General features: G+C 64.6%; 25 protein-coding genes and 1 tRNA gene. 13 read left to right on the top strand and 13 right to left on the bottom strand.

The genetic code is table 11. The features are described 5' to 3' along the window. Window positions 1–37 precede the first annotated feature (37 nt). From IVA88_RS04990 to IVA88_RS04975, 4 genes are all read right to left on the bottom strand, one after another. The gene (locus tag IVA88_RS04990; protein WP_247496167.1) at window positions 38–652 is read right to left on the bottom strand and encodes a ribonuclease D; all 615 of its coding nucleotides are present in this window, start codon (window positions 650–652) and stop codon (window positions 38–40) included. A 119-nt stretch (window positions 653–771) separates the two neighbouring features. After that, a complete protein-coding gene (locus IVA88_RS04985; RefSeq protein WP_247496279.1) occupies window positions 772–2,292 on the bottom strand; it encodes a 4-amino-4-deoxy-L-arabinose transferase in 1,521 nt (506 codons plus the stop codon). After that, window positions 2,289–3,812, bottom strand: coding sequence for a hypothetical protein (locus tag IVA88_RS04980; RefSeq protein WP_247496166.1), 1,524 nt, complete (start codon window positions 3,810–3,812; stop codon window positions 2,289–2,291). The genes IVA88_RS04985 and IVA88_RS04980 overlap by 4 nt, the downstream gene beginning before the upstream one ends. Window positions 3,813–4,119: 307 nt before the next feature. Beyond that, a tRNA-Leu gene (locus IVA88_RS04975) sits at window positions 4,120–4,206 on the bottom strand. A gap of 150 nt (window positions 4,207–4,356) precedes the next feature. Here IVA88_RS04975 and IVA88_RS04970 point away from each other — a divergent pair. Next, a complete protein-coding gene (locus tag IVA88_RS04970; RefSeq protein ID WP_247496165.1) occupies window positions 4,357–5,322 on the top strand; it encodes a complex I NDUFA9 subunit family protein in 966 nt (321 codons plus the stop codon). 136 nt (window positions 5,323–5,458) lie between these two features. Here IVA88_RS04970 and IVA88_RS04965 read toward each other — a convergent pair whose 3' ends face one another. Beyond that, complete coding sequence (locus IVA88_RS04965; protein ID WP_247496164.1) at window positions 5,459–6,265, bottom strand: undecaprenyl-diphosphate phosphatase; 807 nt, start codon at window positions 6,263–6,265, stop codon at window positions 5,459–5,461. A 169-nt stretch (window positions 6,266–6,434) separates the two neighbouring features. Here IVA88_RS04965 and IVA88_RS04960 point away from each other — a divergent pair, with 169 nt between their 5' ends. From IVA88_RS04960 to IVA88_RS04950, 3 genes are all read left to right on the top strand, one after another. Further along, window positions 6,435–7,127 carry a glutathione S-transferase family protein gene (locus IVA88_RS04960; RefSeq protein ID WP_247496163.1) on the top strand — a complete coding sequence of 231 codons (693 nt, stop codon included), beginning with the start codon at window positions 6,435–6,437 and terminating at the stop codon, window positions 7,125–7,127. After that, entirely contained in the window at window positions 7,076–8,251 is a 1,176-nt protein-coding gene (gene queG, locus IVA88_RS04955; RefSeq protein ID WP_247496162.1) for a tRNA epoxyqueuosine(34) reductase QueG, read from the top strand. The genes IVA88_RS04960 and queG overlap by 52 nt, the downstream gene beginning before the upstream one ends. A 171-nt stretch (window positions 8,252–8,422) precedes the next feature. Beyond that, window positions 8,423–9,220 (top strand): acyl-CoA thioesterase domain-containing protein, encoded by a 798-nt coding sequence (locus IVA88_RS04950; protein ID WP_247496161.1) that lies wholly within the window; start codon window positions 8,423–8,425, stop codon window positions 9,218–9,220. 17 nt (window positions 9,221–9,237) lie between these two features. Here the strand turns inward: IVA88_RS04950 and IVA88_RS04945 are convergent, their stop codons facing one another. After that, window positions 9,238–9,705, bottom strand: a complete 468-nt coding sequence (locus tag IVA88_RS04945) for a nuclear transport factor 2 family protein (RefSeq protein WP_247496160.1) — start codon at window positions 9,703–9,705, stop codon at window positions 9,238–9,240. A 50-nt stretch (window positions 9,706–9,755) separates the two neighbouring features. Further along, window positions 9,756–10,556, bottom strand: coding sequence for an alpha/beta hydrolase (locus IVA88_RS04940; RefSeq protein ID WP_247496159.1), 801 nt, complete (start codon window positions 10,554–10,556; stop codon window positions 9,756–9,758). A 249-nt stretch (window positions 10,557–10,805) separates the two neighbouring features. Here IVA88_RS04940 and infC point away from each other — a divergent pair, with 249 nt between their 5' ends. Further along, window positions 10,806–11,345, top strand: coding sequence for a translation initiation factor IF-3 (gene infC, locus IVA88_RS04935; protein WP_247496278.1), 540 nt, complete (start codon window positions 10,806–10,808; stop codon window positions 11,343–11,345). 123 nt (window positions 11,346–11,468) lie between these two features. Here infC and IVA88_RS04930 read toward each other — a convergent pair whose 3' ends face one another. Next, window positions 11,469–11,867 (bottom strand): hypothetical protein, encoded by a 399-nt coding sequence (locus IVA88_RS04930; RefSeq protein ID WP_247496158.1) that lies wholly within the window; start codon window positions 11,865–11,867, stop codon window positions 11,469–11,471. A gap of 270 nt (window positions 11,868–12,137) precedes the next feature. Between IVA88_RS04930 and rpmI the strand changes: the two genes are divergently transcribed. Together rpmI and rplT are read left to right on the top strand one after the other, a co-directional pair. Beyond that, window positions 12,138–12,338, top strand: a complete 201-nt coding sequence (gene rpmI / locus IVA88_RS04925; protein WP_007598540.1) for a 50S ribosomal protein L35 — start codon at window positions 12,138–12,140, stop codon at window positions 12,336–12,338. A gap of 81 nt (window positions 12,339–12,419) precedes the next feature. Next, entirely contained in the window at window positions 12,420–12,779 is a 360-nt protein-coding gene (gene rplT, locus IVA88_RS04920) for a 50S ribosomal protein L20 (RefSeq protein WP_247496157.1), read from the top strand. 1 nt (window position 12,780) lies between these two features. On the opposite strand, the gene IVA88_RS04915 is transcribed toward rplT, so the two are convergent. Next, window positions 12,781–13,191 carry a hypothetical protein gene (locus IVA88_RS04915; protein ID WP_247496156.1) on the bottom strand — a complete coding sequence of 137 codons (411 nt, stop codon included), beginning with the start codon at window positions 13,189–13,191 and terminating at the stop codon, window positions 12,781–12,783. 149 nt (window positions 13,192–13,340) lie between these two features. On the opposite strand from IVA88_RS04915, the gene pheS reads away from it, so the two are divergent. Genes pheS through IVA88_RS04900 form a run of 3 tightly spaced genes read left to right on the top strand, consistent with a single transcriptional unit; the run spans window position 13,341 to window position 17,595 of the window. Next, a complete protein-coding gene (gene pheS / locus IVA88_RS04910) occupies window positions 13,341–14,423 on the top strand; it encodes a phenylalanine--tRNA ligase subunit alpha (RefSeq protein WP_247496155.1) in 1,083 nt (360 codons plus the stop codon). Further along, window positions 14,420–16,828 (top strand): phenylalanine--tRNA ligase subunit beta, encoded by a 2,409-nt coding sequence (gene pheT, locus IVA88_RS04905; protein WP_247496154.1) that lies wholly within the window; start codon window positions 14,420–14,422, stop codon window positions 16,826–16,828. The genes pheS and pheT overlap by 4 nt, the downstream gene beginning before the upstream one ends. Further along, entirely contained in the window at window positions 16,825–17,595 is a 771-nt protein-coding gene (locus IVA88_RS04900; protein ID WP_247496153.1) for a sulfite exporter TauE/SafE family protein, read from the top strand. The genes pheT and IVA88_RS04900 overlap by 4 nt, the downstream gene beginning before the upstream one ends. On the opposite strand, the gene IVA88_RS04895 is transcribed toward IVA88_RS04900, so the two are convergent. Then, window positions 17,592–18,992 carry an FAD-dependent oxidoreductase gene (locus tag IVA88_RS04895; protein ID WP_247496152.1) on the bottom strand — a complete coding sequence of 467 codons (1,401 nt, stop codon included), beginning with the start codon at window positions 18,990–18,992 and terminating at the stop codon, window positions 17,592–17,594. The genes IVA88_RS04900 and IVA88_RS04895 overlap by 4 nt on opposite strands. A gap of 192 nt (window positions 18,993–19,184) precedes the next feature. Here IVA88_RS04895 and IVA88_RS04890 point away from each other — a divergent pair, with 192 nt between their 5' ends. Next, window positions 19,185–20,180 (top strand): YiiX/YebB-like N1pC/P60 family cysteine hydrolase, encoded by a 996-nt coding sequence (locus tag IVA88_RS04890; protein ID WP_247496151.1) that lies wholly within the window; start codon window positions 19,185–19,187, stop codon window positions 20,178–20,180. A 21-nt stretch (window positions 20,181–20,201) separates the two neighbouring features. Here IVA88_RS04890 and IVA88_RS04885 read toward each other — a convergent pair whose 3' ends face one another. Then, window positions 20,202–20,477, bottom strand: coding sequence for a metal-sensitive transcriptional regulator (locus IVA88_RS04885; protein ID WP_247496150.1), 276 nt, complete (start codon window positions 20,475–20,477; stop codon window positions 20,202–20,204). A 50-nt stretch (window positions 20,478–20,527) separates the two neighbouring features. Here IVA88_RS04885 and IVA88_RS04880 point away from each other — a divergent pair, with 50 nt between their 5' ends. After that, window positions 20,528–22,966 (top strand): heavy metal translocating P-type ATPase, encoded by a 2,439-nt coding sequence (locus IVA88_RS04880; protein WP_247496149.1) that lies wholly within the window; start codon window positions 20,528–20,530, stop codon window positions 22,964–22,966. Between the two features lie 167 nt (window positions 22,967–23,133). Continuing rightward, the gene (gene nikR, locus IVA88_RS04875; protein ID WP_247496148.1) at window positions 23,134–23,580 is read left to right on the top strand and encodes a nickel-responsive transcriptional regulator NikR; all 447 of its coding nucleotides are present in this window, start codon (window positions 23,134–23,136) and stop codon (window positions 23,578–23,580) included. Between the two features lie 186 nt (window positions 23,581–23,766). Here nikR and IVA88_RS04870 read toward each other — a convergent pair whose 3' ends face one another. Together IVA88_RS04870 and IVA88_RS04865 are read right to left on the bottom strand one after the other, a co-directional pair. Beyond that, entirely contained in the window at window positions 23,767–24,711 is a 945-nt protein-coding gene (locus IVA88_RS04870) for a hydroxymethylglutaryl-CoA lyase (protein WP_247496147.1), read from the bottom strand. Then, the gene (locus IVA88_RS04865; RefSeq protein ID WP_247496146.1) at window positions 24,708–25,895 is read right to left on the bottom strand and encodes a CoA transferase; all 1,188 of its coding nucleotides are present in this window, start codon (window positions 25,893–25,895) and stop codon (window positions 24,708–24,710) included. Before IVA88_RS04865 ends, IVA88_RS04870 begins: the two co-directional genes overlap by 4 nt. Window positions 25,896–26,085 lie beyond the last annotated feature (190 nt).

Raw genomic sequence — 26,085 nt, 5'->3', positions numbered from 1 at the left:
ACGGGGCGACCGCCCAACCCGGCCGCCACGCGAAACTCTAAGAATGCGCGAAAATGTCCTCTTCGGCCCAGCCCTGGAGGTCGAGCAGGGCGCGGGTCGGCAGGAAGTCGAAACAGGCTTTGGCCAGCGCGGTGCGGCCTTCCCGCGCCAGCATGGCATCGAGCCTCTCGCGCAAGCCGTGCAGATGCAGCACGTCGGAGGCGGCGTAGGCGAGCTGCGGCTCGGTCAGGCTGTCGGAACCCCAATCGCTCGATTGCTGCTGCTTGGAGAGGTCGACATTGAGCACCTCGCGGACGAGGTCCTTGAGGCCATGGCGGTCGGTATAGGTGCGGATCAGGCGGGAGGCGATCTTGGTGCAGTAGATCGGTCCGGTCATGACACCAAAGGTCTGGTACAGCACCGCGACGTCGAACCGCGCAAAGTGGAAGATCTTCGTGATCGCGGGATTGGCCAGCAGGGCCTTCAGGTTCGGCGCGTCGGTATGCCCCTTGGGGATCTGCACCACGTCCGCGCTGCCGTCGCCGGGCGAGAGCTGCACCACGCAGAGCCGGTCGCGGTGCGGGTTCAGGCCCATGGTCTCGGTGTCGATCGCCACCGGTCCGGAGTAGCGGGACAGATCGGGCAGGTCGCCGCGGTGCAGGCGTACGGTCATGGCGTTTCAAACCTCAATCGAATCGGTGCGCTTTGGCAGGCTAATACCCGGGACAGACGCTGGCGAGGGCCGGCCGCGATGTATCCGCTGGCGGCCGCCGGCGCAAGCATCAGGCGCGGCTAGTAATTCAGGCGCACGAGCACGTCGTTCACACCGAAGGGGCTGGCGCCCGCATCGCAAGCGCCGCGCCGCGCGAAGACGCAGGCCGGCTTCTCATCGCTCGTCATTGCGCAACTTCGTCGCGAGAAATCCGCCGGCAATTCGCTTGCCAGGCTCGCCGGGCCGATGATGCGGTTGAACTCGGCCTGGTGCGTCTTCACCAGAGCCGGAAGCCGTCCCTTGGCGAGGGGATCGTCCCGATAAAAGGAATAGATCGGCATGCGAGCCGCGAGCTGCCCACGTCCGGGCACAAAGGGATAGCTGATTGCGTACAGGGCCAGACCGCAGAACTCAGGATCGGCCTCGAGCTCCGCCATCAGCTGGGCCACGCCGATACCGCGCATCCAGTTGTCGCGCATGATGAGCGAAGCGCCCGACAGACCGAGCGAGAGCAGCAGCCACCCGCCACATAGGACAGGAAGTGCCCGGGCGCGCCACGCGCTTTGCCCGCGCATCGCCTGGACCCAATCGGCGGAGCCAAGTCCCGCAGCGATGATCAGCAGGGCGACCGACAGGAAAATGAACCGGTATTCCTTGTGCACGATCATGCTGTGAAACGCGACGTTCACGACGGCCGCGACGATCAGCAGGGGGGCATGTCGCCAGCCGCGCCAGAGCGCCAGCAGCATCAGCAGCGTCGCGCCCGACCACAGGATTGAAGCCTGCAGAACGTAAGCGGCCGCCGGCGCAACACCGAATTCAGATGCGCGGTCATGCAGGAGGTTTTGCTGAATGTTCCGGACGAGCCACGCAAACGGCGCCGAGCCGTGGGCCATATCGACGGCGCCGGACAGCACCAGGACGACGCATCCGCCCGCGACCAGGGCAATCGCGTTTCGCAGGTCCCGCCAGCACGCCGCCAACACAAACACCGCGCAAGCCGGCACATATTGAAAGCGCCAGACACAGGCGAGAGCAAGCAGTGCGCCTGCGATGAAGAGCCGGTTGCGCGCGAGTTCGCCCGTCAGCAGATAAGCCGCCGGCAGGATCACCGCCGTCGCTAGCGGCTCGCTCAGCGTGTGGGGCGCGTAGTACACCAGCTCGAACCAGATCGCGGCGGCAAACGCCGCAACGACGGCATGCGATCGAGAGATTCGTTCGCCGAAATGCCAGGCCGTCACGACGATCGACAGCGAAGCGAGCCCGACCACCAGGCGAGGCACGACGAAGGCGCCCCACCCGCCCGGCGCAATCCAGTCTCCCAGAGCGACCGGCCCTGCGAACAAGGTCGGAAGAAACCAGCTCCGAATGCCGTCGCGCCATTCCCAGGTGACGACCGCCTGGTGGCCAAGCAGGCGCCAGGCCGGCTCCAGATATTGATAGATCTCGTCGACGTGAACGATATTCGGCCAGAAGGCGAGCGGCAGCCGGACTGCCGCAGCCAGCAGCAGCAATGCGCACAAGGCGCCGTACCGCGCCGCAAAGCTTTCGGCTTTGGTCGCGGGTGCGATGGCGGGCAGAGCTGCGGCGCTGGTCGTCATTGTCTTTCGGCTTCGCCGGCCAAACCGGATTGGGGCCTGACGTAAACGGTCTCGTAAGCGCCGCTGTATTGCTCGCGCCAGCCTCGCCGCTCCACGAGAAATTTCCGCAGCTGTTCGTGCGCCTTGACCCACAGCACGGCGTCGATCCGGTATCCATCGAGCACCATGTCCCACGCGGCGTCGTCGACCTCCCAGCTCACCAGCTTGAAATAGTCGCGCAGCAAATCGTCCGGATAGGCGGTCGCGGCGCGGCCATCGACAAACGGGCGAACGGTGCCGTGCGTCCTGAAAATCAGGTAGCCGCCCACGTTCCAATGGTTCAGGATCCGCGCACCGGCGAGATGCTTTTGTAGATAGCCGGCATCTTCGGCCGACAGCATCGGCGGAAGTGCGAGCGCCGGCGCAACGTGCAAATAGGCCATCGGCAGCGTGCAGAGACCGACGATGCCGGCGGCCAGCAACGATCCACGCATGTCACGAGCGGTGAGACGCCGAGGCAGCAAGCGGCTGAGGTGAAGCGCCATCGGCGCGGTCGAGAAAATGAAGAAGAAGGCGATGTACCTGAACTGATACAGTCCCAGAATCAGGAACAGCCAGGACATCAATCTCGGTTCGAGCGGCACCGGTCTGGAGTTTCGGTAGCGAAGCTCGAGCGCGACGAAGGCCAGCATGTACAGGATGCCGGGAAGGCTGCCTGGCATTTCCATGTTGTCATAGTAGGACAGCCATTCGGTAATGTTGCCCTGGACGAAGTGCCCCATCGTCGCGGCGGCACCGGCATAGATATTCCAGCCGAGCGGATTGACGAATGTCGCAGCAAGGCACCCGATCCCCGCGAGAGCAAGCATCCTGAGGTCGGCCCAGGCCCCTCTGAGCAAGGCGGCGCCGAAGAAGACGCCGATCACGAAAAAGCCGAGCAGAAAACCGCCGTGCAGATTGGCCCAAAGCGCCATCAGCACGGGAAGCACGAACCATCGCGTTCGTCTCAGGCATTCGCGATAGAAGACGACGCAGAACAACATCGTGCATGTATTCGGCGAGACCGCGAGATACATGTTCGGCGCAGCTTCGTAAGCGGGATAGAGCAGGCAGCCAAAGAAGACCGAAACGCAAACCGCGACCGCCGACGCACCGTAGCCAAGCGAGATCGCAGTCAGGATGCCGGCGATCGCTGCGCCACAGGCCACCGTCGACAGGACGAGGCCGCCAAAGCCCGCGTATTGAAACGTCGCACTGGCAAGTGCGTCCCAGAGCCAGGACAGATTGAACCATGGCTTGTCGCCGTGGGTGAACGACCAGGGATCCTGAAGCGGGATGGCGTTGCGTTCCCGAATGAGATCTCCGGCCGCCAGATGCCAGCCCAGATCGTAATGACCGAGCAGAAACGGCGCGTTCAAGACGTAGAACAGACAGATGAACGAGATCAGGAACAGATAAACTCCCGATCTCAGGAACAACGGGCTGATCGCGTTCGCAACCTTGTCGAATGCCGGCTCGTGCCAGACCTGGTGCTGATCCACCGCTTCCCTCACGACAAAGCGAGCCTGATGGCTCCGCGCCCGCCGATCGCCGGATGCGAGCCTGACCGCTGACTTAGGGCCAAGTTGTCTAAAGTGGAGTAAATTCGAAGGGTGCAATCGATGGGGTTTGGCCGGATGCAACCGGGCGGCTCTAGACCGTCAGAACCGCAATTTCCACGCCTCGCGGTGGTTTGGTCCGCTCGGAGACGGCGGGGCGCAGAGCGCGCCAGCAGCAGGGGGCGGGACGGCGAAGAGACGCCGGTCCGGCGCCGATTCTGCCGTCACGTCAAAGAGCTGCTGAAGAAGATGGTGCCCAGGAAAGGACTCGAACCTTCACGGCCGTTAAGCCACTGGCACCTGAAGCCAGCGCGTCTACCAATTCCACCACCTGGGCATGCCGGTTGGGCACGGAGGCGGTTACTACGGTTCGGTGACGCGGTTGTCAATTCATGCTTGAACGCCGCTTCCGGATGCGGATTGCGCATCGCAAACCGGCCCGATACAAGCCTGATAACACGCACTCTCCCCGCAGGAATGGACCTCCATGGCATCGAATCTGGACACGCTCGTCACGGTTTTCGGCGGATCGGGGTTTTTGGGCCGGAATGTCGTCCGCGCGCTGTGCCGGCGCGACTACCGGGTCCGGGTCGCGGTGCGGCGGCCGGAGCTGGCCGGGCACCTCCAGCCGTCCGGCAAGGTCGGACAGGTCCACACCGTGCAGGCGAATTTGCGCTATCCGGCCTCGGTCGAGGCGGCGCTGCGTGATTCGCAGGTCGTGATCAATCTGGTCGGCATCCTCGCCGAGGGCGGCGCGCAGAGCTTCGATGCCGTCCAGGCCAAGGGCGCCGAGACCGTCGCCAAGGCGGCTGCAGCCGCAGGTAGCGAGCTGATCCATGTCTCGGCGATCGGCGCCGACGCGGACTCGCCCTCGCGCTATGCCAGGGCCAAGGCGGCCGGCGAAGCGGCGGTCCTGGCCGCGGTGCCGTCGGCGACGATCTTCCGCCCTTCCGTGATGTTCGGCCCCGAGGACCAGTTCACCAACCGCTTCGCGGCACTGGCCCGGATGTTGCCGGTGCTGCCGCTGATCGGCGGTGAGACCCGGATGCAGCCGGTCTATGTCGGCGACGTCGCGACCGCGATCGCCGATGCCGTCGACGGCAAGGCCAAGGCGGGCGCCACCTACGAGCTCGGCGGGCCGGAAGTGCTGACCATGCGCGAGATCATCGAGGCCATTCTCGCCATTGCCGATCGCAAGCGGATGCTGGTGCCGCTGCCGTTCGGGCTGGCCCGCTTCAAGGCCAACTTCCTGCAATTCGCGCCCGGCGCAATGAAGCTGACGCCCGACCAGGTCACGCTGCTCGCGCGCGACAATGTCGTGTCGGATGCGGCGAAGGCCGCCGGCCTCACGCTGGAAGGCCTCGGCATTGCCCCCGACTCGCTCGAAGCGATCGCCCCGCAATATCTCTGGCGTTTCCGCGCCGCCGGGCAATTCCAGCGCAAGAGCGCGTAATCATCCCGCCGTCATGGCCGGGCTCGTCCCGGCCATCCACGTCTTTTCTCGATGATCGCCAAGAACGTGGGTGCCCGCCACAAGACCGGGTATGACGAGCTTCAACGCCCGGACTGCAGTCGTTTGAGCTTCGGATCTACCGCCCCAGCGCCAGCGCGATCAGGCCGAGCGTGCCGACGATCACGCGCCACCAGGCGAACACCACGAAGCCGTGGCGGGTGACGTATCCGAGGAACGCCTTCACCACGATGACCGCGGTGATGAACGACACCACGAAGCCGATCGCTACGATGCCCATGTGGTCCATCGTCATCTCGGAGCGGTTCTTGTAGAAATCGTAGGCGAACGCGCCGATCATGGTGGGAATGGCGAGGAAGAACGAGAACTCCGCCGCCGCGCGCTTGTCGGCCCCGAGCAGCATGGCCGAGACGATGGTTGCGCCGGAGCGCGACACGCCCGGGATCATCGCGACGCACTGCGCGATGCCGATGTAAAGATACATCAGCAGCGGAAACCTTGTGGCGTCGTGCTCGCGCGCCTTGAGATCGAGCTTGTCGACCCAGAGCAGGATGGCGCCGCCGACGATCAGCGAGAAGCAAACCACCCAGGGATTGAACAGCAGGCTCTTGATATATTTGCCGCCGACGAGACCCACGACGACAGCGGGCAGGAACGCCACCAGCACACCGATCACGAAGCGGCGCGCATAGGCGTCGCCCGTGAACATGCCCATCGCGACGTCCCACAATTTCTTGAAGTACAACACGACGATCGCGAGGATCGCGCCGAGCTGGATCAGGACCGTAAACGAATCCCAGAACGCGCCCTCGCCGAGATGGAAGAAGCGCTCCGCAAGCAGCAAATGGCCGGTCGACGAAACGGGAAGGAACTCGGTCACACCCTCGATGATGCCGAGGATCACTGCCCGTATTGCATCTGACATATTTACGGTCCATTTCGGCTGGAAAAGCGGGGCTCTTCTCGCCCATCCGCTCCCTTGCTGCAATCGCAAAATGCGGCGTCGCGCCCTTGCCTCGCGGTTTTGAATGACTAGTGTGGCGCCGCACAAACATTGATGGATTCTTAAGCACCATCAAATAGTCAAAGGCTTCATGTTTACGCTGTTTCATCATCCGTTCTGTCCGCATTCGCGGTTCATCCGCCTGATCGCGGGAGAATACGGGCTTGAGCTGAAGCTGGTCGAAGAGCGCAGCTGGGAGCGGCGCGAAGCGTTTCTGCTGCTCAATGCGGCGGGCACGACGCCCGTCCTGGTGGACGACGAGCAGCCGCCGATCCCGGGCGCGGCGATCGTCGCCGAATATCTCGACGAGTCCTATGGTTACGATATGGGCCTCAAGCGCCTGATGCCGGAGACGATCGGCGAACGCGTCGAAGTGCGCCGGCTGATGGCCTGGTTCAACGAAAAGTTCTTCGAGGAAGTCTCCCACCCGCTCGTCACCGAACGTATCTACAAGCGATTCATGAGCGAGGAGAATGGCGGCGGCCCGCCCTCGGCCGACGTGATGCGCGCCGCCAAGGCCAATGTGCGCTATCATCTGGCCTATATCGGCTGGCTGGCGCAGACGCGTAATTTCCTCGCCGGCGACCGGCTCAGTTACGCGGATCTCGCCGCCGCGGCGCATCTCTCGGCGATCGACTATCTGGGCGACGTGCCATGGAGCGAGGACGACGCAGCAAAGGCGTGGTACGCGCGGGTGAAATCCCGCCCGTCGTTCCGTCCGCTGCTGAGCGAATGGCTGGCGGGCGTGCCGGCGTCGCGGACCTACGTGGACCTCGACTTCTGAACTCCGATCTGACCGAACTGAAGACGGCGCTTGCAAACGAGGCACGCGCGCTCGGCTTCGACTGCATTGGCATTACAGAGCCCGGCACGATCGAAAGCGCCGGACAGCATTTCCTCGAATTCATCGCATCCGGCGGCCATGGCGACATGGACTGGCTCGCCGCGCAGCCGGAACGCCGGGTCGATCCGCGCGGGCTGTGGCAGGACGTGCGCAGCGTCATCATGCTCGGTGTCAATTACGGCCCCGACCAGGATCCGCTCGCGATCCTGAAGCAGCGCACGCGCGCGGCGATCTCGGTCTATGCGCAGGGCGACGACTATCACGACCTGATCAAGAAGCGCCTGAAGGCACTGGCGCGATGGCTGGTCGCGGCCGCACCGTCCGAAGTGAAAGTGTTCGTCGATACCGCGGCCGTGATGGAGAAACCCCTGGCGCAGGCCGCGCATCTGGGCTGGCAGGGCAAGCACACCAATCTGGTCTCGCGCGAATTTGGCTCGTGGCTGTTTCTCGGCGCGATCTACACCACACTCGAGCTGCCGCGCGACGACGCCGAGATCGATCATTGCGGCTCGTGCCGGGCGTGTCTCGACATCTGTCCGACCGCGGCCTTCCCCGCGCCCTACAAGCTCGATGCGCGGCGCTGCATCTCCTACCTCACCATCGAGAACAAGGGGCCGATCCCGCGCGAATTTCGCAAAAGCATCGGCAACCGCATCTATGGCTGCGACGATTGCCTCGCCGCCTGTCCCTGGAACAAGTTCGCGCAGGAGGGCCGTGAGGCCAAGCTCGCAGCGCGTAGCGAATTGCGCGCGCCAGGTCTTGCCGAACTCGCACGGCTCGACGACGCTGCGTTCCGCGCGCTGTTCACGAAGTCGCCCGTCAAGCGCATCGGCCGCGACCGCTTTTTGCGCAACGTACTGATCGCGATCGGCAACTCCGGCGATGCGGCACTTGCAGAGGAAGCGCGGCGATTGCTCGGCGATGCGAGCCCGCTGGTGCGTGGCGCTGCGGTGTGGGCGCTGAGGCAGTTGCTGTCGCGGGATGAGTTCGCGGCGATCAGGACGAACGCGATTGCCGGAGAGAGCGATCAAGGTGTGCGTCAGGAGTGGGAGCTGGCGTCCTAGCATCCCGCTCCTTCCCCTCATCCTGAGGAGCGCGCTTTTCGCGCGCGTCTCGAAGGATCGAGGCCGAGCGGCTGCAGCGGGCCTGCATGGTTCGAGACGGCGCTTCGCGCCTCCTCACCATGAGGATTGAGCACCTTGATTTCCCCACACGTTCCTTCAAGCTCGCGCGTCATGACAAACATCCCTTTCTTCACCCGCGACGGCGACACATTCCATCCGACGGAAGTCGCCAACGGCCCGTGGGATCCGAAATCGCTGCACGGACGCGTCATCATCGGCCTGCTCGGCTTCGCCATCGAGGAGCGGCATTCCGGCCCTGAATTCGTGCCGGTGCGGCTGACCGTCGATATGTTTCGGCTGCCGACCATCGACAAGCCGATCGAGGTGACGACACGGCTGGTGCGCGACGGGATGCGCATCCGCGTCGTGGAAGCGGAGTTCTTCTCCGGCGGCGTCGGCATGGCGCGCGCCTCGTGCCACCTGTTGCGGCGGACACAGAATCCGGAAGGCAACGTCTGGTCGCCGCCGAACTGGGACGTGCCGAAGCCGGCCGACATTCCCAAGCCCACCGATCCCAGGCTCGGCATGAACGGCAAATGGACCACACGGCCGATCGTCGGTCACATGGGCTCATTGGGCCCGCGAAAACTCTGGATGAGCGAGGTGCGCGAGCTGGTCGCGGGCGCGCCGATGACGCCGTTCGTCCATGTCGCCACCGGCGCGGATTTCGCCAGTCCGTTCGCGAACGCCGGCGACAAGGGGCTCGGCTACATCAACAGCGACGTCACGATCTATCTGCACCGCCTGCCCGTGACGAACTGGATCGGCTTCGAGGTGGTGAACCATCACGCCACCGACGGTGTGGCGATCGGCGAATGCTGGCTCTACGACGAAGCGGGCCCGATCGGCACCGCCACGGTCGCGGCGCTGGCGCAGCGCAAGCCGATGGTCAATCCATCGAAACGGTAAGCACGCAAGAATGACGGCTAGCCCAAATGCCGCTTCATCTCCGGCCGCGCCTTGAGCTCCGCGCCCTGCCTGGCGGCGATCTTCGCGATCCGCTCCGGCGCAAACTTCAAATCGACAAACGCCGGCGCGGTGTTCGCGACCTCGTGATAGCCGGCGATCTTGCCGCCGCGCAGCGTCATGATCGCGACGCCCTCGAACATCGCCCGTGCGCCATTCGCTTCCGGCAAGGTCGAGCGATAGCTGAACGTGTAGCGCGCATAGAGCGTGGTGCCGTTCGACACCGGATCGTGCATGTCCCAGCGAAAATCGGTCGCCGTGCGATAGAACCAGTCCTCGATCATCGCGGCGATCTTCTCGCGGCCGGCGAAGGCACCGTAGAATACGTCATGATAGACGCCGTCTTCGGTGAAGAGATCAGCGAAGGCTTTTCCGTTGCGCTGTTCGACGGCGTCGCAGAAAGCGCGCAGCATGGCGGTGGTCGTCATAGCGCCTCCCAATTGCTCTTATTGCTCAAAGGGGAAAGGAAGAAAGCACTTCACCCGATCTCGGCCACTGCGGCAAGAATGCGGGCGATGTCCTGCGGGCGCGAGAGGCGGTGATCGCCGTCCTGGATCATGGTCAGCACGACGTCGTCGGCCGGCAGGCGATGTGTCAGCGCGAACGCGTGCTGCCAGGGCACGTCAGGATCCTGCGCGCCTTGCAGGATGCGGACGGGACAGCCGAGATCGATCGCGCTGCCGAGCACGAGGTGGTTGCGTCCCTCCTCGATCAGATTCCGCGTGATCGGATAGGGCGAGCCGTCGCCATAGTCCGACGGTCTGAGCCACAGGCCCTTCGTCTCGATCTCTTTCTTCACCGCGGCCGGAAAATTCTTCCACATCAGCTCCTCGGTGAAGTCGGGTGCCGGCGCGATCAGCACCAGGCCGGCCAGCGACGCCTTGCCAGAACGCTTTTTGATCTCGCGCGCGAGCAGCAGCGCCATCCAGCCGCCCATGGACGAGCCAATCAGGATCTGCGGGCCGTCGCAGAATCGCTCGAACACCGCGACGCTTTCCTCAAGCCAACGCCCGATGGTTCCGTCGGCGAAATCGCCACCGGATTCGCCGTGGCCCGAATAATCGAACCGGACCACGGCGCGCCCGTGATCCCGAGCCCATTCGTCCAGTGCGACGGCCTTGCTGCCCTGCATGTCCGATTTGAACCCGCCGAGCCAGACCAGCCCGGGACCTTGCTCGAGCCCCTGTCCGCGCCGGCTGCGCACCGCGATTCGGCGTGCGGACGGGCCCTCGCCCACATCGATGAAGTCGAGCACGGCATCGGGAATTGCAGCAGTCATGGAACGTTTACTCCGGCTGTGCGATTTGAGCCGTCCGGACCTGTTCCGCAGCGCAGCCGGACGTCGGCATTGGCCCTTTGGGACGCTTGCGGAATAGAAGCAAGGTGTCTATGTCCCTCTGCGTGCCCCGCCGTGGCCAAATTGCCTCGCATTTGAGGCTTTTTCGACCGCCGCACGAGCGATTGCTTGCCGGCAACCGTATCTTCCTGCAAAATAGCCGCCTCTTTTCATAACTTTGGAGAACCACCCATTCGCCGTCCCAATAAAGCTCCGCCCACTGCCGCCAAAGACGGGCCGCGCATCAACGACGATATTCGCAATGCGCAGATCCAGCTGATCGATCAGACCGGTGAGAACAAGGGCACGATCGAGACCGTCGCGGCTATCCGCCTGGCCCAGGAAGCCGGCATGGATCTGGTCGAGATCTCGCCGAACGTCAGCCCTCCCGTATGCAAGATCATGGACTACGGGAAGTATAAGTACGCCGCGCAGAAAAAAGCCACCGAAGCCCGCAAGCGGCAGAAGATCGTCGAGATCAAGGAGATCAAGCTCCGCCCGATGATCGACGACCACGATTACGAAGTGAAGATGCGCGCAATGCAGCGGTTCTTCGAAGAGGGCGACAAGGTCAAGATCACCTTGCGCTATCGCGGCCGCGAAATGGCGCACCAGGAGATCGGCACCAAGCTGCTCGACAAGATCAAGACCGACGTCGCCGAGCTCGCCAAGGTGGAGCAGGACGCGCGGTTCGAAGGCCGTCAGGTCGTCATGGTGCTGGCGCCGCGCTGACGTCGATACTTTGAACTAGCGAATTCAACGGCCCGTCCGGATTTCCGGCGGGCCGTTTTGTATTGTGCGAGCCGGCGGAAACATCGCTCGGGAGCGGGAGCGTACCTCCATAGAAGAGTCAAATTACGTCCTTGTGGCCTGCCAGATGCCGCTGCAGCGGTCGCCGGAGATGATGCCGTGCCAGGAGCCGCTCCCGGCCCCGGCGGCGAGCCGGCCGCCGCCGCTGGCGTGGGACGCTCCGACCGAAACCTGGACCGCGACGGCACCGCTGCGATTGACCTTGCCGGAGACCCGGCCACCGCCGGCGGACGATACCCGGCTGCCGGCGACGGTGAAGGGAACGCTGTAGCCGGAGCTGCAATTGCCGCGGGTGGTGGCGAAGGTGACGTTCCAGACGCCGTCATAGCCGCGGATGCGAGCACCGGCAGTCGACGGAAACGCAGCCATGGCGAGCACGGCCAACAGCGCCAGGCAGCGCGGACGAGCGACATCAGCGAAAAGCGATTGGGAAAAATGGGACATTCTGGTCCTGCTCCGCGCGACACGTCTTCGACATCAGGATAGCAATTACGGATAGTCGCCAGGCAAGTTCCACGGGTTCATCGTTGCCAATTGGCCCGTCCTCTGTCATAAGCCCAGCCTTCATTGCCCGGCTGATTAAGGGCTGCCGTGGCGGTGTCCGTGCGGGTTTCGCGCTTGTTCGTAAAACCTGAGCACAATCAACGCTCTAACGAGCATTTTGACGGCCAGCCGCCTTCGCGGGCGGATTTCTGTGGCCATTAGGAGAGCCAAATGCCCAAGCTGAAGACCAAATCGGGCGCTAAAAAGCGCTTCAAGGTGACTGCCACCGGCAAAGTGATGTTCGCTCATCGCAGCAAGCGTCACGGCATGATCAAGCGGACCAAGAAGCAGATCCGTCAGCTGCGCGGCACCGCCGTGCTGTTCAAGACCGACGGCGACAACGTCAAGAAGTACTTCTTGCCGAACGCCTGATCGCGTCCACGATCATTGCCACCCGCGCCGCAGCTTTCGCGGCGATCCGAACATCAAGTCATCTTTCGAAGGATTTTTGTCATGGCTCGCGTCAAACGCGGTGTGACCGCCCACGCCAAGCACAAGAAAGTCTACAAGGCCGCCAAGGGTTTCCGCGGCCGCCGCAAGAACACGATCCGCACCGCCAAGCCGGCGGTCGACAAAGCTCTCGTGTATGCCTTCCGTGATCGCAAGCGCAAGAAGCGGACGTTCCGCGCGCTCTGGATCCAGCGCATCAACGCGGCCGTCCGTCCGTTCGGCCTGACCTACAGCCGCTTTATCGACGGCATGGCCAAGTCCGGGATCACCGTGGACCGCAAGGTGCTGTCGGATCTCGCGATCAACGAGCCCGCGTCGTTCCAGGCGATCGCCGAGAAGGCCAAAGCCGCTCTGGCGGCCTGAGCTAGCGGCCGGCTCCGCCGGCCTTCGGCGCGCGTTGCGAGTAACGCTGGGCGACCTCCGCCCGGCAGAATGCCGTGAACGACAGATACATGGTGCCGGATTTATTCCGGTACTTTCGGTCGCACACGCGCATCTCGCGTTGGTAGGCCTGTTTCTGCGCGGTGCTGAGGCCGGGCATGAAGTCCGCTTCGCATTTCTTCTCGACGGCGGCGCCGAGCTGGACATCGCCGCTCGCGGTCAATTGGCAATCCTGAAACACCTTCATCGCGCTTTCGCAGCTCTTCTGGGCACCGATGGTGTCGGCGACCTCGTCCAGCGTCATCGACGTGTCCATGCAGACCATGGCACGCGCCGGGGTGCTGGCGACCGAGAGAACGACGGCCAGAACAGCCAGACAGGATCTTGAGAGCATCGCGAAGCCTCCTCGCATTGCCTTGGTGCCAGGCCCCCGCGCGAGGTTCAATCCAGCCGTTCGTCAGCCCGAAATGACCGGCTTTTCGCTTGACGTTACGGCCTTCGGGCGGCGACAACCCAGCCGAATTTGGCAGCAGGGATTTGACCGTGTCCGACCTCGCAACGCTCGAAACATCCATCCTCGACCAGATCGCTGCCGCCGCCGATGAGGCCGCCCTCGAAGCCGTGCGCGTCGCAGCCCTCGGCAAGAAGGGCTCGATCTCGGCACTTCTTGCCACGCTCGGAAAAATGTCGCCGGACGAACGCAAGACGCAAGGCGCCGCGATCAACCAGGCCAAGGACAAGGTCACCGAGGCACTCGCCGCGCGGCGCGACGTCTTGAAATCGGCGGCGCTCGACGCGCGGCTTGCGTCGGAAACCATCGACGTCACCCTGCCGCTGCGCGATGCGCCGACCGAAGCCGGCCGCATCCATCCGCTGAGCCAGGTCTGGGACGAGCTGACCACGATCTTCGCCGACATGGGATTCTCGGTCGCCGAAGGTCCCGATATCGAGACCGACGATTACAACTTCACCAAGCTGAATTTTCCCGAAGGCCATCCCGCGCGCGAGATGCACGACACCTTCTTCTTCCATCCGAAGGAGGACGGCTCGCGCATGCTGTTGCGCACCCACACCTCACCGGTGCAGGTGCGCACCATGCTGAGTGAGAAGCCGCCGATCCGCGTGATCTGCCCGGGCCGCACCTATCGCATCGATTCGGATGCCACCCACACGCCGCAATTCCACCAGGTCGAAGGCCTCGTCATCGACAAGCACTCGCATCTCGGCCACCTCAAATGGATCCTGCACGAGTTCTGCAAGGCGTTCTTCGAGGTCGATCACATCAACATGCGCTTCCGGCCCTCGTTCTTCCCGTTCACCGAACCCTCGCTGGAGGTCGACATCCAGTGCCGCCGCGACAAGGGCGAGATCCGCTTCGGCGAGGGCGAAGACTGGCTCGAGATTCTCGGCTGCGGCATGGTGCATCCAAACGTGCTGCGCGCCTGCGGCATCGATCCCGACGAGTACCAGGGTTTTGCCTGGGGCATGGGCATCGACCGCATCGCCATGCTGAAATACGGCATCGCCGATCTGCGCCAGTTGTTCGACAGCGACGTCCGCTGGCTGTCCCATTACGGCTTCAAGCCGCTGGAAGTGCCGACGCTGGCGGGAGGGCTGAGCTCGTGAAATTCACCCTCTCTTGGCTGAAGGAACATCTCGACACCGACGAGCCGCTGGACAAGCTCGCCGAGAAGCTCACCATGATCGGTCTCGAGGTCGAGAACATCGAGGACAAGGCGAAGGCGCTGAAGCCTTTCACCATCGCCAAGGTGATATCCGCCGAGCAGCATCCGAATGCGGATCGCCTGCGCGTCTGCATGGTCGACACTGGTGACGGTGGCGCGCCCGTGCAGGTCGTGTGCGGGGCGCCGAATGCGCGGACGGGTCTCGTCAGCGTGTTCTCGCCGCCCGGCACCTATATTCCCGGCAAGGACATCACGCTCGGAATCGGCACCATCCGCGGGGTCGAGAGCCGCGGCATGCTGTGCTCGGCGGCTGAATTGCAGATATCCAACGACCATGACGGCATCATGGAATTGCCCGCGGATGCGCCGATCGGCGCTGCCTACGCTGCATGGGCCGGCCTCGGCGATCCCGTGGTCGAGATCAATCTGACGCCGAACCGGCAGGACTGCACCGGCGTGCACGGTATCGCGCGCGATCTCGCCGCCGCCGACATGGGCAAGTTCAAGGACCCCACCATCAAGCCGATCAAGGGCGAATTCCCTTGCCCGGTGAAGGTCACGGTCGAAGACGCGGCGCTGTGCCCGGGCTTTGCGCTGCGTCTCGTGCGCGGCGTCAAGAACGGCCCGTCGCCGGAATGGCTGCAGAAGCGGCTGACCGCGATCGGCCTGCGCCCAATCAACGCGCTGGTCGATATCACTAACTTCATGACCTATGATCGCGCACGACCACTCCATGTGTTCGATGCGAAGAAGGTCAAGGGCAATCTCGTGGTGCGCCGCGCCCGTGACGGCGAGACGCTGCTCGCGCTTGACGGCCGCAGCTATAATCTCGATCCCGCGACTTGCGTGATCGCGGACGAGCACGGCGTCGAATCGCTCGCCGGCATCATGGGCGGCGAGGCCTCGGGCTGCGACGAGAACACCACGGACGTGCTGATCGAATCGGCGCTGTGGAACGAGATCAACATCGCCCAGACCGGCCGCAAGCTCGGCATCAATTCGGATGCGCGCTACCGCTTCGAGCGCGGTGTCGATCCGGCCTTCATGGTCCCCGGGCTGGAGCTCGCAACCAGGCTGGTGATGGAGATGTGCGGCGGCACGCCGTCCGAAAACGTCGTGGTCGGCAAGACCTTCGGCGACGACCGTGTGATCGATTTTCCGGTCACCGAGGTCAAGCGGCTCTCGGGCATCGAGGTGCCGATGCCGGAGATGAAGCGCATCCTGACCCATCTCGGCTTCATGATGGCGGGCCCGGGACCCGTCGTGAAGGTCGCGGTGCCGTCGTGGCGTACCGACGTGCACGGCAAGGCCGACATCGTCGAGGAAGTCGTCCGCATCTACGGCGTCGACAAGGTGCCGATGACGCCGTTCGAGCGCGGCGAGGACGCACGCAAATCGGTGCTGACCCCGCTCCAGCTCCGCACCCGCCGCGCCAGGCGCGCGCTGGCGAGCCGCGGCATCATCGAAGCGGTGACCTGGTCCTTCATCACCAAGTCTGCCGCAAAACTGTTCGGCGGCGGGCAGCGCGAACTCGAGGTCGCCAACCCCATCGCGGCGGATTTGTCCGACATGCGCCCGACGCTGTTGGCGGGCCTGATCGTGGCGGCGCAGGCCAATGCCGATCGCGGCTTTGGCGATGTCGCGCTGTTCGAGGTCGGGCAAGTGTTCAAGGGCGACCGCCCGCAAGATCAGTACATGGCCGCAAGCGGCGTCCGCCGCGGCCTTGCATCGTCGCAGGGCTTCGGCCGGCACTGGTCGGGCTCGGCGCAGGCTGAATTGTTCGACGCCAAGGCCGACGCGCTCGCGGTGCTCGCCGCGGCCGGCGCGCCGATGCAGGCCCTTCAGATCGTCGCGGGCGGCCCGTCCTGGCTGCATCCGGGGCGCTCCGGCACGATCCAGATCGGGCCGCAGAACGTGCTCGGCTATTTCGGCGAGATGCATCCGCGCGCACTCGAGGCGCTCGGCGCCGGCGGCCCGCTGATGGTGTTCGAGGTGATCCTCGACCGCGTCCCCGAGGCGAAGAAGAAGCCGACCCGTGCCAAACCCGTGATCGAACTGTCGGCATTCCAGCCGGTCTCGCGCGATTTCGCCTTCATCGTCGACCGCACCGTGAAGGGCGGCGACATCGTGCGCGCGGCTCAGAGCGTCGACAAGAAGCTGATCACCGCGGTGAACGTGTTCGACGTCTACGAGGGCAAGGGCATCGACGACGACAAGAAGTCGATCGCAATCGCGGTGACGATCCAGCCGCGCGAGAAGACCCTGACCGACCAGGAGATCGACGCGGTCGCCGCGAAAATTGTGGCGGAGGTGACGAAGAAGACCGGCGGCGTGTTGCGGGGATGAATCTCGCCGATTTCCTCCCGCAGAACGTCAGCCTCACCGTTGAGGTGGCGCTCTGCGCCGTCGCTTTCGTTTCGGGCACCGCGCGCGGCTTCTCCGGCTTCGGCTCGGCGCTGATCTTCATGCCGCTGGCGAGCAGCATCGCGGCGCCGCGTCTGGTTGCCGCGCTGCTCCTCGTGATCGATTTCGTCGCGGCCGCGCCGCTGCTGCCCGACGCTTGGCGCAAGGCCGACCGCAAGGCCACCGCGGTGATCGTGCTGGGCGCGCTGGTCGGCGTACCCGCCGGCACCTATTTCCTCAGCGTGCTCGAGCCCGTCACCACGCGCTGGATCATCTCCTGCTTCGTCGCGGCGCTGTTGCTTCTGCTGCTGTCGGGCTGGCGTTATCGCGGCAGGGACCACGCCTGGCTCTCGGTCGGCATCGGCGGCCTCTCCGGCTTCTGTAGCGGCCTCGCACAGACCGGCGGCCCGCCGATCGTCGGCTACTGGCTCGGCCGTCCCATCGCCCCGATCATCGCGCGCGCCAACATCTTGCTGTTTTTTGGCGCATCGGATTTCTTCTCAATGGTCAGCTATGCAACCACAGGACTGATCTCGCGCGAATCGCTCGTGCTCTCGCTGATCGTCGGTCCGGTCTATGCGATCGGCGTCGCCTTCGGGGCCTCGCTGTTCGGTCGTGCCAGCGAGAAAGTGTTCCGCGCGATTTGCTACGGGCTGATCGCGATCGCGGTGATCGCCGGGCTGCCGGTGCTGGATGGGATTTTGCGCTAGTTGCTGCCCTGCTGTCGCGGAGCGCGCCGCTTCTTCGTCGATTGCGTCGGCACGTCGGCCGGCTCGTCCTTCAGCGCACCGATCTTGCGGAGCGCCGCGTCCGCGGCACGCTCGCCGCTTTCCCAGGCGCCGTCGACGGTGCCCCAGAGCGTCTCGTGGGTGGCTTCGCCGGCGAGGAACATGTTGCCGATCGGCTCGGTCAGGATTTTTCGCGAGAGCTGACCGCCTGGGGAGGCCGCCGACATCGCCCCCATCACGAAAGGCGATGCGTTCCAGCGCGTTGCGCTGACTTTCTGCACGGCGGCGGCGACTTCGCTGCCGAACAGCTTTGTAATCCACTCCTTGGCAAAAGCCGTCATCGCCTTCTCGCCCTGCTGCGACAGATCGCGGCCGAACGAGCCGCCGACATCGATCGAGCACAGCGAGGAGCCGCCGATATTGGCGAACATCAACGCCGTCCGCGTCGAGTTGCTCTGCTCGATCAGGATGTCGTCGCGCGCCAGGCCCAGCGGATTGCCGGGCATTTGCAGCACGATGTGATCGTAGCTTCCGAGCGTGAGCTTCGAGGCGGCATCGAGCGTGCGTTTCGGAATGTCAGGCCCAAACTTGATCGCGCCCGAGGTCAGCACATTGGTCGAGACCGTGATAATGGCGGCGCGTGCGGCGATCCTGCCGGCTTGCGTCTCCACGCTGACGTCGCGATTGCTCCAGACGATCCGGCTTGCCGGCGTCGACAGCGCGACCGGCACCTGCTCACCGAGCTTGGTGATCAGGGTCCCCAGGCCCTGGCGGCATGCGATTGCGGCATTGCGGTCCTGCGCGCGCGCCTTGTCGATTGCAGACAGTTCCTTCAGGTCCTTGCCCGCAAAGCTGGCGCCGAGCATGAACTCCGCCGCGCCGGCCCAGTCGCCGAGATCCTTCGGCAGCACCGAGGCGCAGGCGGTATCGAGCTTGCCGCGCGCGGCCTCGTCGATGGCGCGGTTGGCGCGCACCAGCGCCGCCAGGAATTCCTCGGTCTCGCCGGCCCGTGCGTTGCGGCGGCCGATGCGCATCTTCTGGCCCGATGGCGCCGGCAGCACGTCGAGCCCGGCACTGCGCGCCAGCCGGATCATCGGATTGGTGTCGGGATTATGCATCCAGCGTGCGCCGCGATCGAACGGCGTGTCGAAGGTCGCCGTGTCCGTGATGCAGCGCCCGCCGATCTGCGACCCAGCTTCCACCACCACGACCCTGCGATTGGCCGCCATGATGCGCCGCGCCGCGGCAATTCCGGCTGCGCCCGCGCCGATCACGACGATGTCAGCCTCGCGCGGCAGGGGCGCGGCGGTTGCGCGCAGGACCGGCATCGCGGCAAGGCCCGCCGATGCCGATAGGAAGCTGCGGCGCGTGATTGTCATGTCATGGTTTCCGGAGACTTGCGGCAAACGGGAACAGCTAGCGAACCTTGCCGTATCTGATGTTGCACGGCAACCATCATGGTGAATCAATCGTGCTTGATGTCACAGAGTGATGAACCGAATTGCAACATGTTCCAACCATGCTAGAGAAGAGAAAAAGACGGCCGGAAAAGGCCGTGGGGGAGTTTTGAAATGGGGACGGTCCTGGACTCGGTCGGCAAGTTGATTGCCGCGTACCTCTCGAAGGAGGTGCCGGGTTATGAGCCGTTCACGCCGAGCGATCCCGAGCATCTGCGCGGCATCATCGAGCCGGGCGACGTGCTGCTGGTCGAGGGCAACAACCGCATCTCCGGCATTATCAAATATCTGACCCAGTCGACCTGGTCCCACGGCGCACTCTATGTCGGCCCGATCGAGGGCGCGGAAGAGCCTGACGGCGAGCCGCACGTGCTGATCGAGGCCAATATCGGAGAAGGTGTCACCTCCGCGCCGCTGTCGAAATATTTCCCCTATCATACCAGGGTCTGTCGCCCGGTCGGACTGTCCTACGAGGACCGCACCACGGTCTGCCGCTATGCGATCAACCGCATCGGCTTCGGCTACGACACCAAGAACATCGTCGACCTGATGCGCTTTCTATTTCCGCTGCCGATCCCGCAGCGCTGGCGGCGCCGCATGATCTCGATCGGCTCGGGCGATCCCACCAAGATCATCTGCTCGGCGCTGATCGCGCAGGCCTTCGACGCCGTGCGTTATCCGATCCTGCCCAAGATCACCAAGGCCGGCAGCCGTGCTGCCCGCCGTGAGATACTGCATATCCGCGATTCCTCGCTCTACATGCCCCGCGACTTCGACATCTCGCCCTATTTCGAAGTCGTCAAACCCACCATCGTGCACGGCTTCGACTACACCGCCTTGCACTGGGCCGACAAGCAGAAGCCGCTCGAGGAGGTAGCCGGCACATTCAGTGTGTTTCCAGAAACGCTCCGTGCGCCGCCGCTCGTTCCTGAAGCGATTGACGAAGAGGCGGCGGGTGAAATTCCGGCTGAGGAAGTGATGGGCGGTACGTCCGCGCAGCCGGCAGAGATAGTCGAGCGCGTCACCGTCTCGGAGCACTTCCGGCTTCTGAAGAAGCTGGCCATGTACCGCCCAAGGCGGCGCGGTCGGACGCGCGAGAGGGCGGCGTAGGCCGGAACGAAAAGAGTAAACCTACCGCTCCGACCGCCCAATCACCGCCATCAGCTCCGCGATCTTCTCGCGCTGGTCGGCCTTGTCGCCGCTCGCGATCGCGTGCTCGACGCAATGGGCGACGTGATCTTTCAGAACCTCTTCCTCGACCCGGCGCAGAGCGGCGCGCACCGCCGAAATCTGCGTGACGATGTCGATGCAATAGCGGTCCTCCTCAACCATTTTCGAGAGGCCGCGGACCTGCCCCTCGATCCGGCCGAGGCGTTTTCCGACAGATGTCTTGATGTCCTTGCGCATGCCGCCTATATACCCCCTAGGGGTATTTCTTGCAAGGCCGGAGCGTGGCAATGAACGACGCCGAACACGGACACCATCACAAGCCGGAAACGCATTCCGGATGCGGCTGTTCCAGCAAGGCTGCTCCGGTCGACAAGCCCGCAGCGGCCTCCTGCTGCGGCGCGCACGGCGATCACGCTCACGACCATGGCGCCGCCGCGGCAAAAGTCCGCGATCCCGTTTGCGGCATGACGGTCGATCCCGCGACCTCAAAACACCGGTTCGAGCATCACGGCGAGGCCTTCCATTTCTGCTCGGCCGGCTGCCGCACCAAATTCGCCGCCGATCCCGCAAAATATCTCACCAAGGAGAAGACACCCGAGCCCGAGATACCCGCGGGCACGATCTACACCTGCCCGATGCATCCGCAGATCCGCCAGGTCGGACCCGGCACCTGTCCGATCTGCGGCATGGCGTTGGAACCGGAAGTGGCGAGCCTGGAGACTGGCCCCAACCCCGAACTCGCCGACATGACACGGCGATTCTGGATCGGCGGCGCGCTGGCCTTGCCGGCCGTGGTGCTGGAGATGGGCGGCCATCTCGCAGGCCCGCATAACTGGATCGATCCGACGCTGTCGAACTGGATCCAGCTTGTCTTCGCCACGCCCGTGGTGCTGTGGGCTGGCTGGCCGTTCTTCGTCCGCGGCTGGCAGTCGCTGCAGACGCGCAACCTCAACATGTTCACGCTGATCGCGATGGGCACGGGCGTTGCCTATGTCTACAGCGTGATCGGCACCATCGCGCCGCAGATTTTCCCTGCCACGTTTCGCGGCCATGAAGGCGCGATCGCGATTTATTTCGAGCCTGCCGCGGTTATCACCGTGCTGGTGCTGCTCGGGCAGGTGCTGGAGCTGCGCGCCCGCGACGCGACGTCGGGCGCGATCAAGGCGCTGCTGCAACTCGCCCCCAAGACCGCGCGGCGCATCGAGCCTGATGGCGGCGAGCACGAGGTGGAGATCGACGCACTTCATGCCGGTGACCGCTTGCGCGTTCGTCCCGGCGAGAAAGTGCCGGTCGACGGCGTTATTCTGGAAGGCCGTTCCTCGCTCGACGAGTCGCTCGTGACAGGCGAATCCATGCCCGTCACCAAGGAGGCCGCCGCGAAAGTGATCGCGGGCACGCTCAACCAATCCGGCAGCTTCATCATGCGCGCCGACAAGGTCGGACGCGAGACGCTGCTGTCGCAGATCGTGCAGATGGTCGCCGACGCGCAGCGCTCGCGTGCGCCGATCCAGCGCCTCGCCGATCAGGTCGCCGGCTGGTTCGTGCCGATCGTCATCGTCGTTGCCGTCGTTGCATTTGGTGCCTGGGCCTGGCTCGGACCTGAGCCGCGGCTCGCCTTCGGCCTCGTCGCCGCCGTCAGCGTGCTGATCATTGCCTGTCCCTGCGCGCTCGGACTCGCCACCCCGATGTCGATCATGGTCGGCGTCGGCCGCGGTGCGCAGGCAGGCGTGCTGATCAAGAACGCCGAGGCGCTGGAGCGGATGGAGAAGATCGACACGCTGGTGGTCGACAAGACCGGCACGCTGACCGAGGGCAAGCCCAAGGTGGTTGCGATCGTGCCGACGGCGGGGTTTGCGGAAGATGACATCCTCCGCATGGCCGCCAGCGTCGAGCGCTCCAGCGAGCATCCTCTGGCCGATGCCATCGTGCGCGCGGCGAAGGAGAGGCAGCTTGCGCTGGGCCAGGTCGAGCAATTCGATTCGCCCACGGGTAAGGGCGCGACCGGCAAGGTCGACGGCAAAACCATCGTGCTCGGCAATGCCAAATATCTGACGTCGATCGGCATCGAGACCAAAACGCTTGATGGCGAGGCTGAACGGCTGCGCGGCGATGGCGCGACGGTGATCAACATGGCCGTCGACGGCCGGCTTGCCGGCCTGTTCGCGATCGCCGATCCGGTCAAGGCCTCGACCCCGGAGGCGCTGAAGGCACTGGCGGCCGAAGGCATCAAGGTCATTATGCTGACCGGCGACAACCGCACCACGGCGGAGGCGGTGGCGCGCAGGCTCGGCATCGCCGAGGTCGAGGCCGAGGTGCTGCCGGACCAGAAGAGCGCGGTGGTGACAAAGCTGCAAAAGGCGGGCCGCAGCGTTGCGATGGCCGGCGATGGCGTCAACGACGCGCCGGCGCTGGCAGCTGCCGAAGTCGGCATCGCCATGGGCACCGGCACGGACGTGGCGATGGAGAGTGCCGGCGTCACGCTGCTCAAGGGCGACCTCACCGGCATCGTCCGTGCGCGAAAACTGTCGCAGGCGACGATGAGCAACATCCGACAAAACCTGTTCTTTGCCTTCATCTACAATGCAGCCGGCATTCCAATCGCCGCCGGCATCCTCTATCCGGCCTTCGGCGTGCTGCTCTCGCCGATCATTGCCGCAGCTGCGATGGCGCTGTCCTCAGTGAGCGTCGTTGGAAATGCGCTGCGGCTGCGGGCCACGCGGCTGTGAAGGTGCACTCCCTCTCTCCGCTTGCGGACCAAGGTGGGATGCCCGTAGCCCGGATGGAGCGAAGCGAAATCCGGGTTCTGTCCACATAGCGAAACTGTCCCGGATTGCGCTTCGCTCCATCCGGGCTACGCTGCAACGAACGAAGCGGCACGCACCGAGGACGCCTGATGCAGCGAATTACGATCACGATCGAGGACGATCTGCTGGCGGAGATCGACGCGGCGGCGGAAGCGCGCGGCTACCAGAACCGCTCCGAGATCATCCGCGATCTCGCGCGCGCCGGCTTGCAGCAGAGCAGCGAGGACACCGCGCAGACCGGCCCCTGCGTCGCCGGCCTCGTTTATGTCTACGACCACGCCGCCCGCGATCTCTCAAAACGCCTGGTGCAAGAATTCCATGGCCACCACGACCTCGCGCTGGCGACGCTGCATGTCCATCTCGACGACAACAATTGCATGGAGATGACGGCACTGCGCGGCGACGCCGGCGAGGTCAGACATTTCGCCGACCATATCATCGCCGAACGCGGCGTTCGCTACGGCCGTGTGGTGATGATCCCGATAGGTGAAGGCAAGCAGGCGAAAGCGCGCAAGCAGGGGCACCGGCAGGAGTAGGCGAGCCACATAAACGGTGCGCGCCCCTCTCCCCTTGTGGGAGAGGGTGGCTCGCCGCAAAAGCGGCGAGACGGGTGAGGGCTTTCTCTCCGCGAGCGACCGTCTCGCGGTCGCGTGCGCTGATAGATACCCCTCATCCGGCGCTTCGCGCCACCTTCTCCCATAAGGGAGAAGGAAAGAAAGAGATCACGCCGCCTTCGCGCTCCCGCACGGCAGGCCCGCGCGCGCGACGCCGCCGTAGAGCGCTTCGTCGGGCATCTCCTCGCGCAGGATCCTGCGCACCGCGATCAACTTCTCCAAATCGATGCCGGTCGCAAAGCCCTTGCTCTCGCACAGGAACACGAGATCCTCGAACACGACATTGCCGGTCGCGCCCGGGGCGAAAGGGCAGCCGCCGAGACCGCCGAGCGAGCCGTCAAGGATCCGCGCGCCTTCGTCGAGCGCCGCGGCCGCGTTCGCGATGCCCATGCCGCGGGTGTCGTGGAGATGGATGCAGATCGGCTTTTTCCCCGCGAGCTTCACCGCGGCGCGTGTCAGCTCCGCCACCTGCTTCGGCCCGGCATAGCCGACGGTGTCGGCGATGCCGACGAAATCGACGCCGGCCGCGAGGCATTTATCGACCAGCCGCAGCACTTCTGCGGGGTCAACCGCCCCGGTGATCGAGCAGCCCAGCGCCATCGAGATCGCCGCGTTCACGAGCGGCTTGTGGGGGCTCGCATCGCGCATTTCGCACAGGCGCTTCAAATTGGCGATCGCGGATTCGCGCGAGCGGTGCGCATTGGCCTGGCTGTGCTCTTCCGTCGCGGAGACGACCGAGGCGATCTCGCCGACGCCGGACTCAAGGGCCTCATTCACGCCGCGCTCGTTGAGCGCAAGCGCGATGCCGTGCGCGCCCGGCAATGCCGCGACGGTCGCGACGACGTCACGAACGTCGACGAATTGCGGGAAGGTCTTTGCCGGCAGGAACGAGCCGACCTCGAAATGCCGGACGCCTGCGGCGTATTCCTCACGCACCCAGCGCTGCTTGGCGTCGGTCGACGGAATTTTCTTCACGAGCTGGAGCCCGTCGCGCAGCCCCACCTCGCGCAGGCTGACGCGCTCTGCGGGATAAATTTCCTGAATCCGGCTCATGCGCGCCTCCCTGTCGTTTTTGACGTGACGTCTTCATTGTCGATCTCGGCGCGAACGGCCGCGGTGTCGGCGCCGAGCGGCGCGACCTTCAGGCCTTCGCCGATATTGCTGCCGTTCCATTCAATCGGCAGCGCCGGCACCCGGAACGGCTTGCCGTCAGCGGTGAAATTGTTGACGAGCCCGCCCGGCCGCAGCACATGCGGATCTGCGAACAGATCCTCGGGCCGGTTGATCGGCGAGAAGCAGATGTTGAGCGCATCGAGCCTCTGCGACAGTTTTGCCACGTCCCACTGCCTGATGATCCCGGCGGCGCGCGGAATGATCCGCCCGCGCGCCAGGATGCGATCGGTGGTGGTGCGCAAGGCAGGATCATCGAGGAATTCAGTCAGCCCGAACTCGCGGCAAAAACTCTGCCAATGGCCTTCGGTAACGACGCCGATGAAGATGCGCTCGCCGCCGGCAGTCTCGAAGATGTCGTAGATCGGCCAGGCATGCTCGCGCTCCGGCATCGAGCGCGGCTTGTTGCCAGTCATCTCGTATTCGACCATGTGCTGGGCGACCAGGAACAGGCAGTTCTCGAACAGGCCGATGCGGATGTCGGCGCCGTCGCGTTTTCCCCCGCGATTCTGATAGAGCGCCGCGAGGATCGCGATCACGCCGAACATGCCGCCCATGATGTCGTTGGCGGACGAGCCGACACGCTGCGGCTTTTCGCTGGTGCCGGTCATGGCGGCAAGGCCCGCCATCATCTGCACGACCTCATCCAGCGCGGGGCGATGCTCGTAGGGACCGGACAGGAAACCCTTGTGACCGGCGATGATCAGATCCGGATGCCGCCGGCGCAATTCGTCCGCGCCAAGCCCCTGCTTCTCGAGCTGGCCGTCGCGAAAATTCTCTAGGAACACGTTGGCCGTCGCCAGCAGCCGGTGCATGGTGTCGCGATCCTCCGGCTTCTCGAAATCCAGCACCACGCTGCGCTTGCCGCGGTTGAACAACGGGAAGAAGGCGGTGCCCATGCCCCCCAGGCTGCGGGTCTTGTCGCCCGCGGGCGGCTCGACCTTGATCACGTCGGCCCCGAGCTGTGCGAGGATCATGCCGCAGGTCGGGCCCATGACCATATGGGTCATCTCGACGACGCGCACGCCTGCAAGCGGCAATCCGGCCGCCGGTTCTTCCATTGCCATATGCGCCTGTTCCTTTGCCCGGCTGGTTCCACTTTTTCTCAAGCGGGTGGATGAAGCCGACAGTCTTGCCGAATTTCTTCATCGTGGCTTCGTTGAAGCGAACGGTCAATCCGGCTATCAGCAGCGCCGCTGCGCCCGTGCCGTCGGTCTCCCTTGCCGAACGGGCCTCTTGTGTCTACCTCTCGCGGGT

The sequence above is a fragment of the Bradyrhizobium sp. 149 genome, assembly GCF_023073915.1.
Classification (GTDB): domain Bacteria; phylum Pseudomonadota; class Alphaproteobacteria; order Rhizobiales; family Xanthobacteraceae; genus Bradyrhizobium.
Note: the sequence above shows the minus strand (reverse complement) of the source record. Positions and strands in the feature narration are given on the sequence as shown.

Coding starts and splice junctions, on each gene's coding strand:
- IVA88_RS04990 (WP_247496167.1), bottom strand. CDS start 652: ATGACCGTACGCCTGCACCGCGGCGACCTGCCCGATCTGTCCCGCTAC.
- IVA88_RS04985 (WP_247496279.1), bottom strand. CDS start 2,292: ATGACGACCAGCGCCGCAGCTCTGCCCGCCATCGCACCCGCGACCAAA.
- IVA88_RS04970 (WP_247496165.1), top strand. CDS start 4,357: ATGGCATCGAATCTGGACACGCTCGTCACGGTTTTCGGCGGATCGGGG.
- IVA88_RS04965 (WP_247496164.1), bottom strand. CDS start 6,265: ATGTCAGATGCAATACGGGCAGTGATCCTCGGCATCATCGAGGGTGTG.
- IVA88_RS04960 (WP_247496163.1), top strand. CDS start 6,435: ATGTTTACGCTGTTTCATCATCCGTTCTGTCCGCATTCGCGGTTCATC.
- queG (WP_247496162.1), top strand. CDS start 7,076: ATGGCTGGCGGGCGTGCCGGCGTCGCGGACCTACGTGGACCTCGACTT.
- IVA88_RS04950 (WP_247496161.1), top strand. CDS start 8,423: ATGACAAACATCCCTTTCTTCACCCGCGACGGCGACACATTCCATCCG.
- IVA88_RS04945 (WP_247496160.1), bottom strand. CDS start 9,705: ATGACGACCACCGCCATGCTGCGCGCTTTCTGCGACGCCGTCGAACAG.
- IVA88_RS04940 (WP_247496159.1), bottom strand. CDS start 10,556: ATGACTGCTGCAATTCCCGATGCCGTGCTCGACTTCATCGATGTGGGC.
- IVA88_RS04930 (WP_247496158.1), bottom strand. CDS start 11,867: ATGTCCCATTTTTCCCAATCGCTTTTCGCTGATGTCGCTCGTCCGCGC.
- rpmI (WP_007598540.1), top strand. CDS start 12,138: ATGCCCAAGCTGAAGACCAAATCGGGCGCTAAAAAGCGCTTCAAGGTG.
- rplT (WP_247496157.1), top strand. CDS start 12,420: ATGGCTCGCGTCAAACGCGGTGTGACCGCCCACGCCAAGCACAAGAAA.
- IVA88_RS04915 (WP_247496156.1), bottom strand. CDS start 13,191: ATGCTCTCAAGATCCTGTCTGGCTGTTCTGGCCGTCGTTCTCTCGGTC.
- IVA88_RS04900 (WP_247496153.1), top strand. CDS start 16,825: ATGAATCTCGCCGATTTCCTCCCGCAGAACGTCAGCCTCACCGTTGAG.
- IVA88_RS04895 (WP_247496152.1), bottom strand. CDS start 18,992: ATGACAATCACGCGCCGCAGCTTCCTATCGGCATCGGCGGGCCTTGCC.
- IVA88_RS04890 (WP_247496151.1), top strand. CDS start 19,185: ATGGGGACGGTCCTGGACTCGGTCGGCAAGTTGATTGCCGCGTACCTC.
- IVA88_RS04885 (WP_247496150.1), bottom strand. CDS start 20,477: ATGCGCAAGGACATCAAGACATCTGTCGGAAAACGCCTCGGCCGGATC.
- IVA88_RS04880 (WP_247496149.1), top strand. CDS start 20,528: ATGAACGACGCCGAACACGGACACCATCACAAGCCGGAAACGCATTCC.
- nikR (WP_247496148.1), top strand. CDS start 23,134: ATGCAGCGAATTACGATCACGATCGAGGACGATCTGCTGGCGGAGATC.
- IVA88_RS04870 (WP_247496147.1), bottom strand. CDS start 24,711: ATGAGCCGGATTCAGGAAATTTATCCCGCAGAGCGCGTCAGCCTGCGC.
- IVA88_RS04865 (WP_247496146.1), bottom strand. CDS start 25,895: ATGGCAATGGAAGAACCGGCGGCCGGATTGCCGCTTGCAGGCGTGCGC.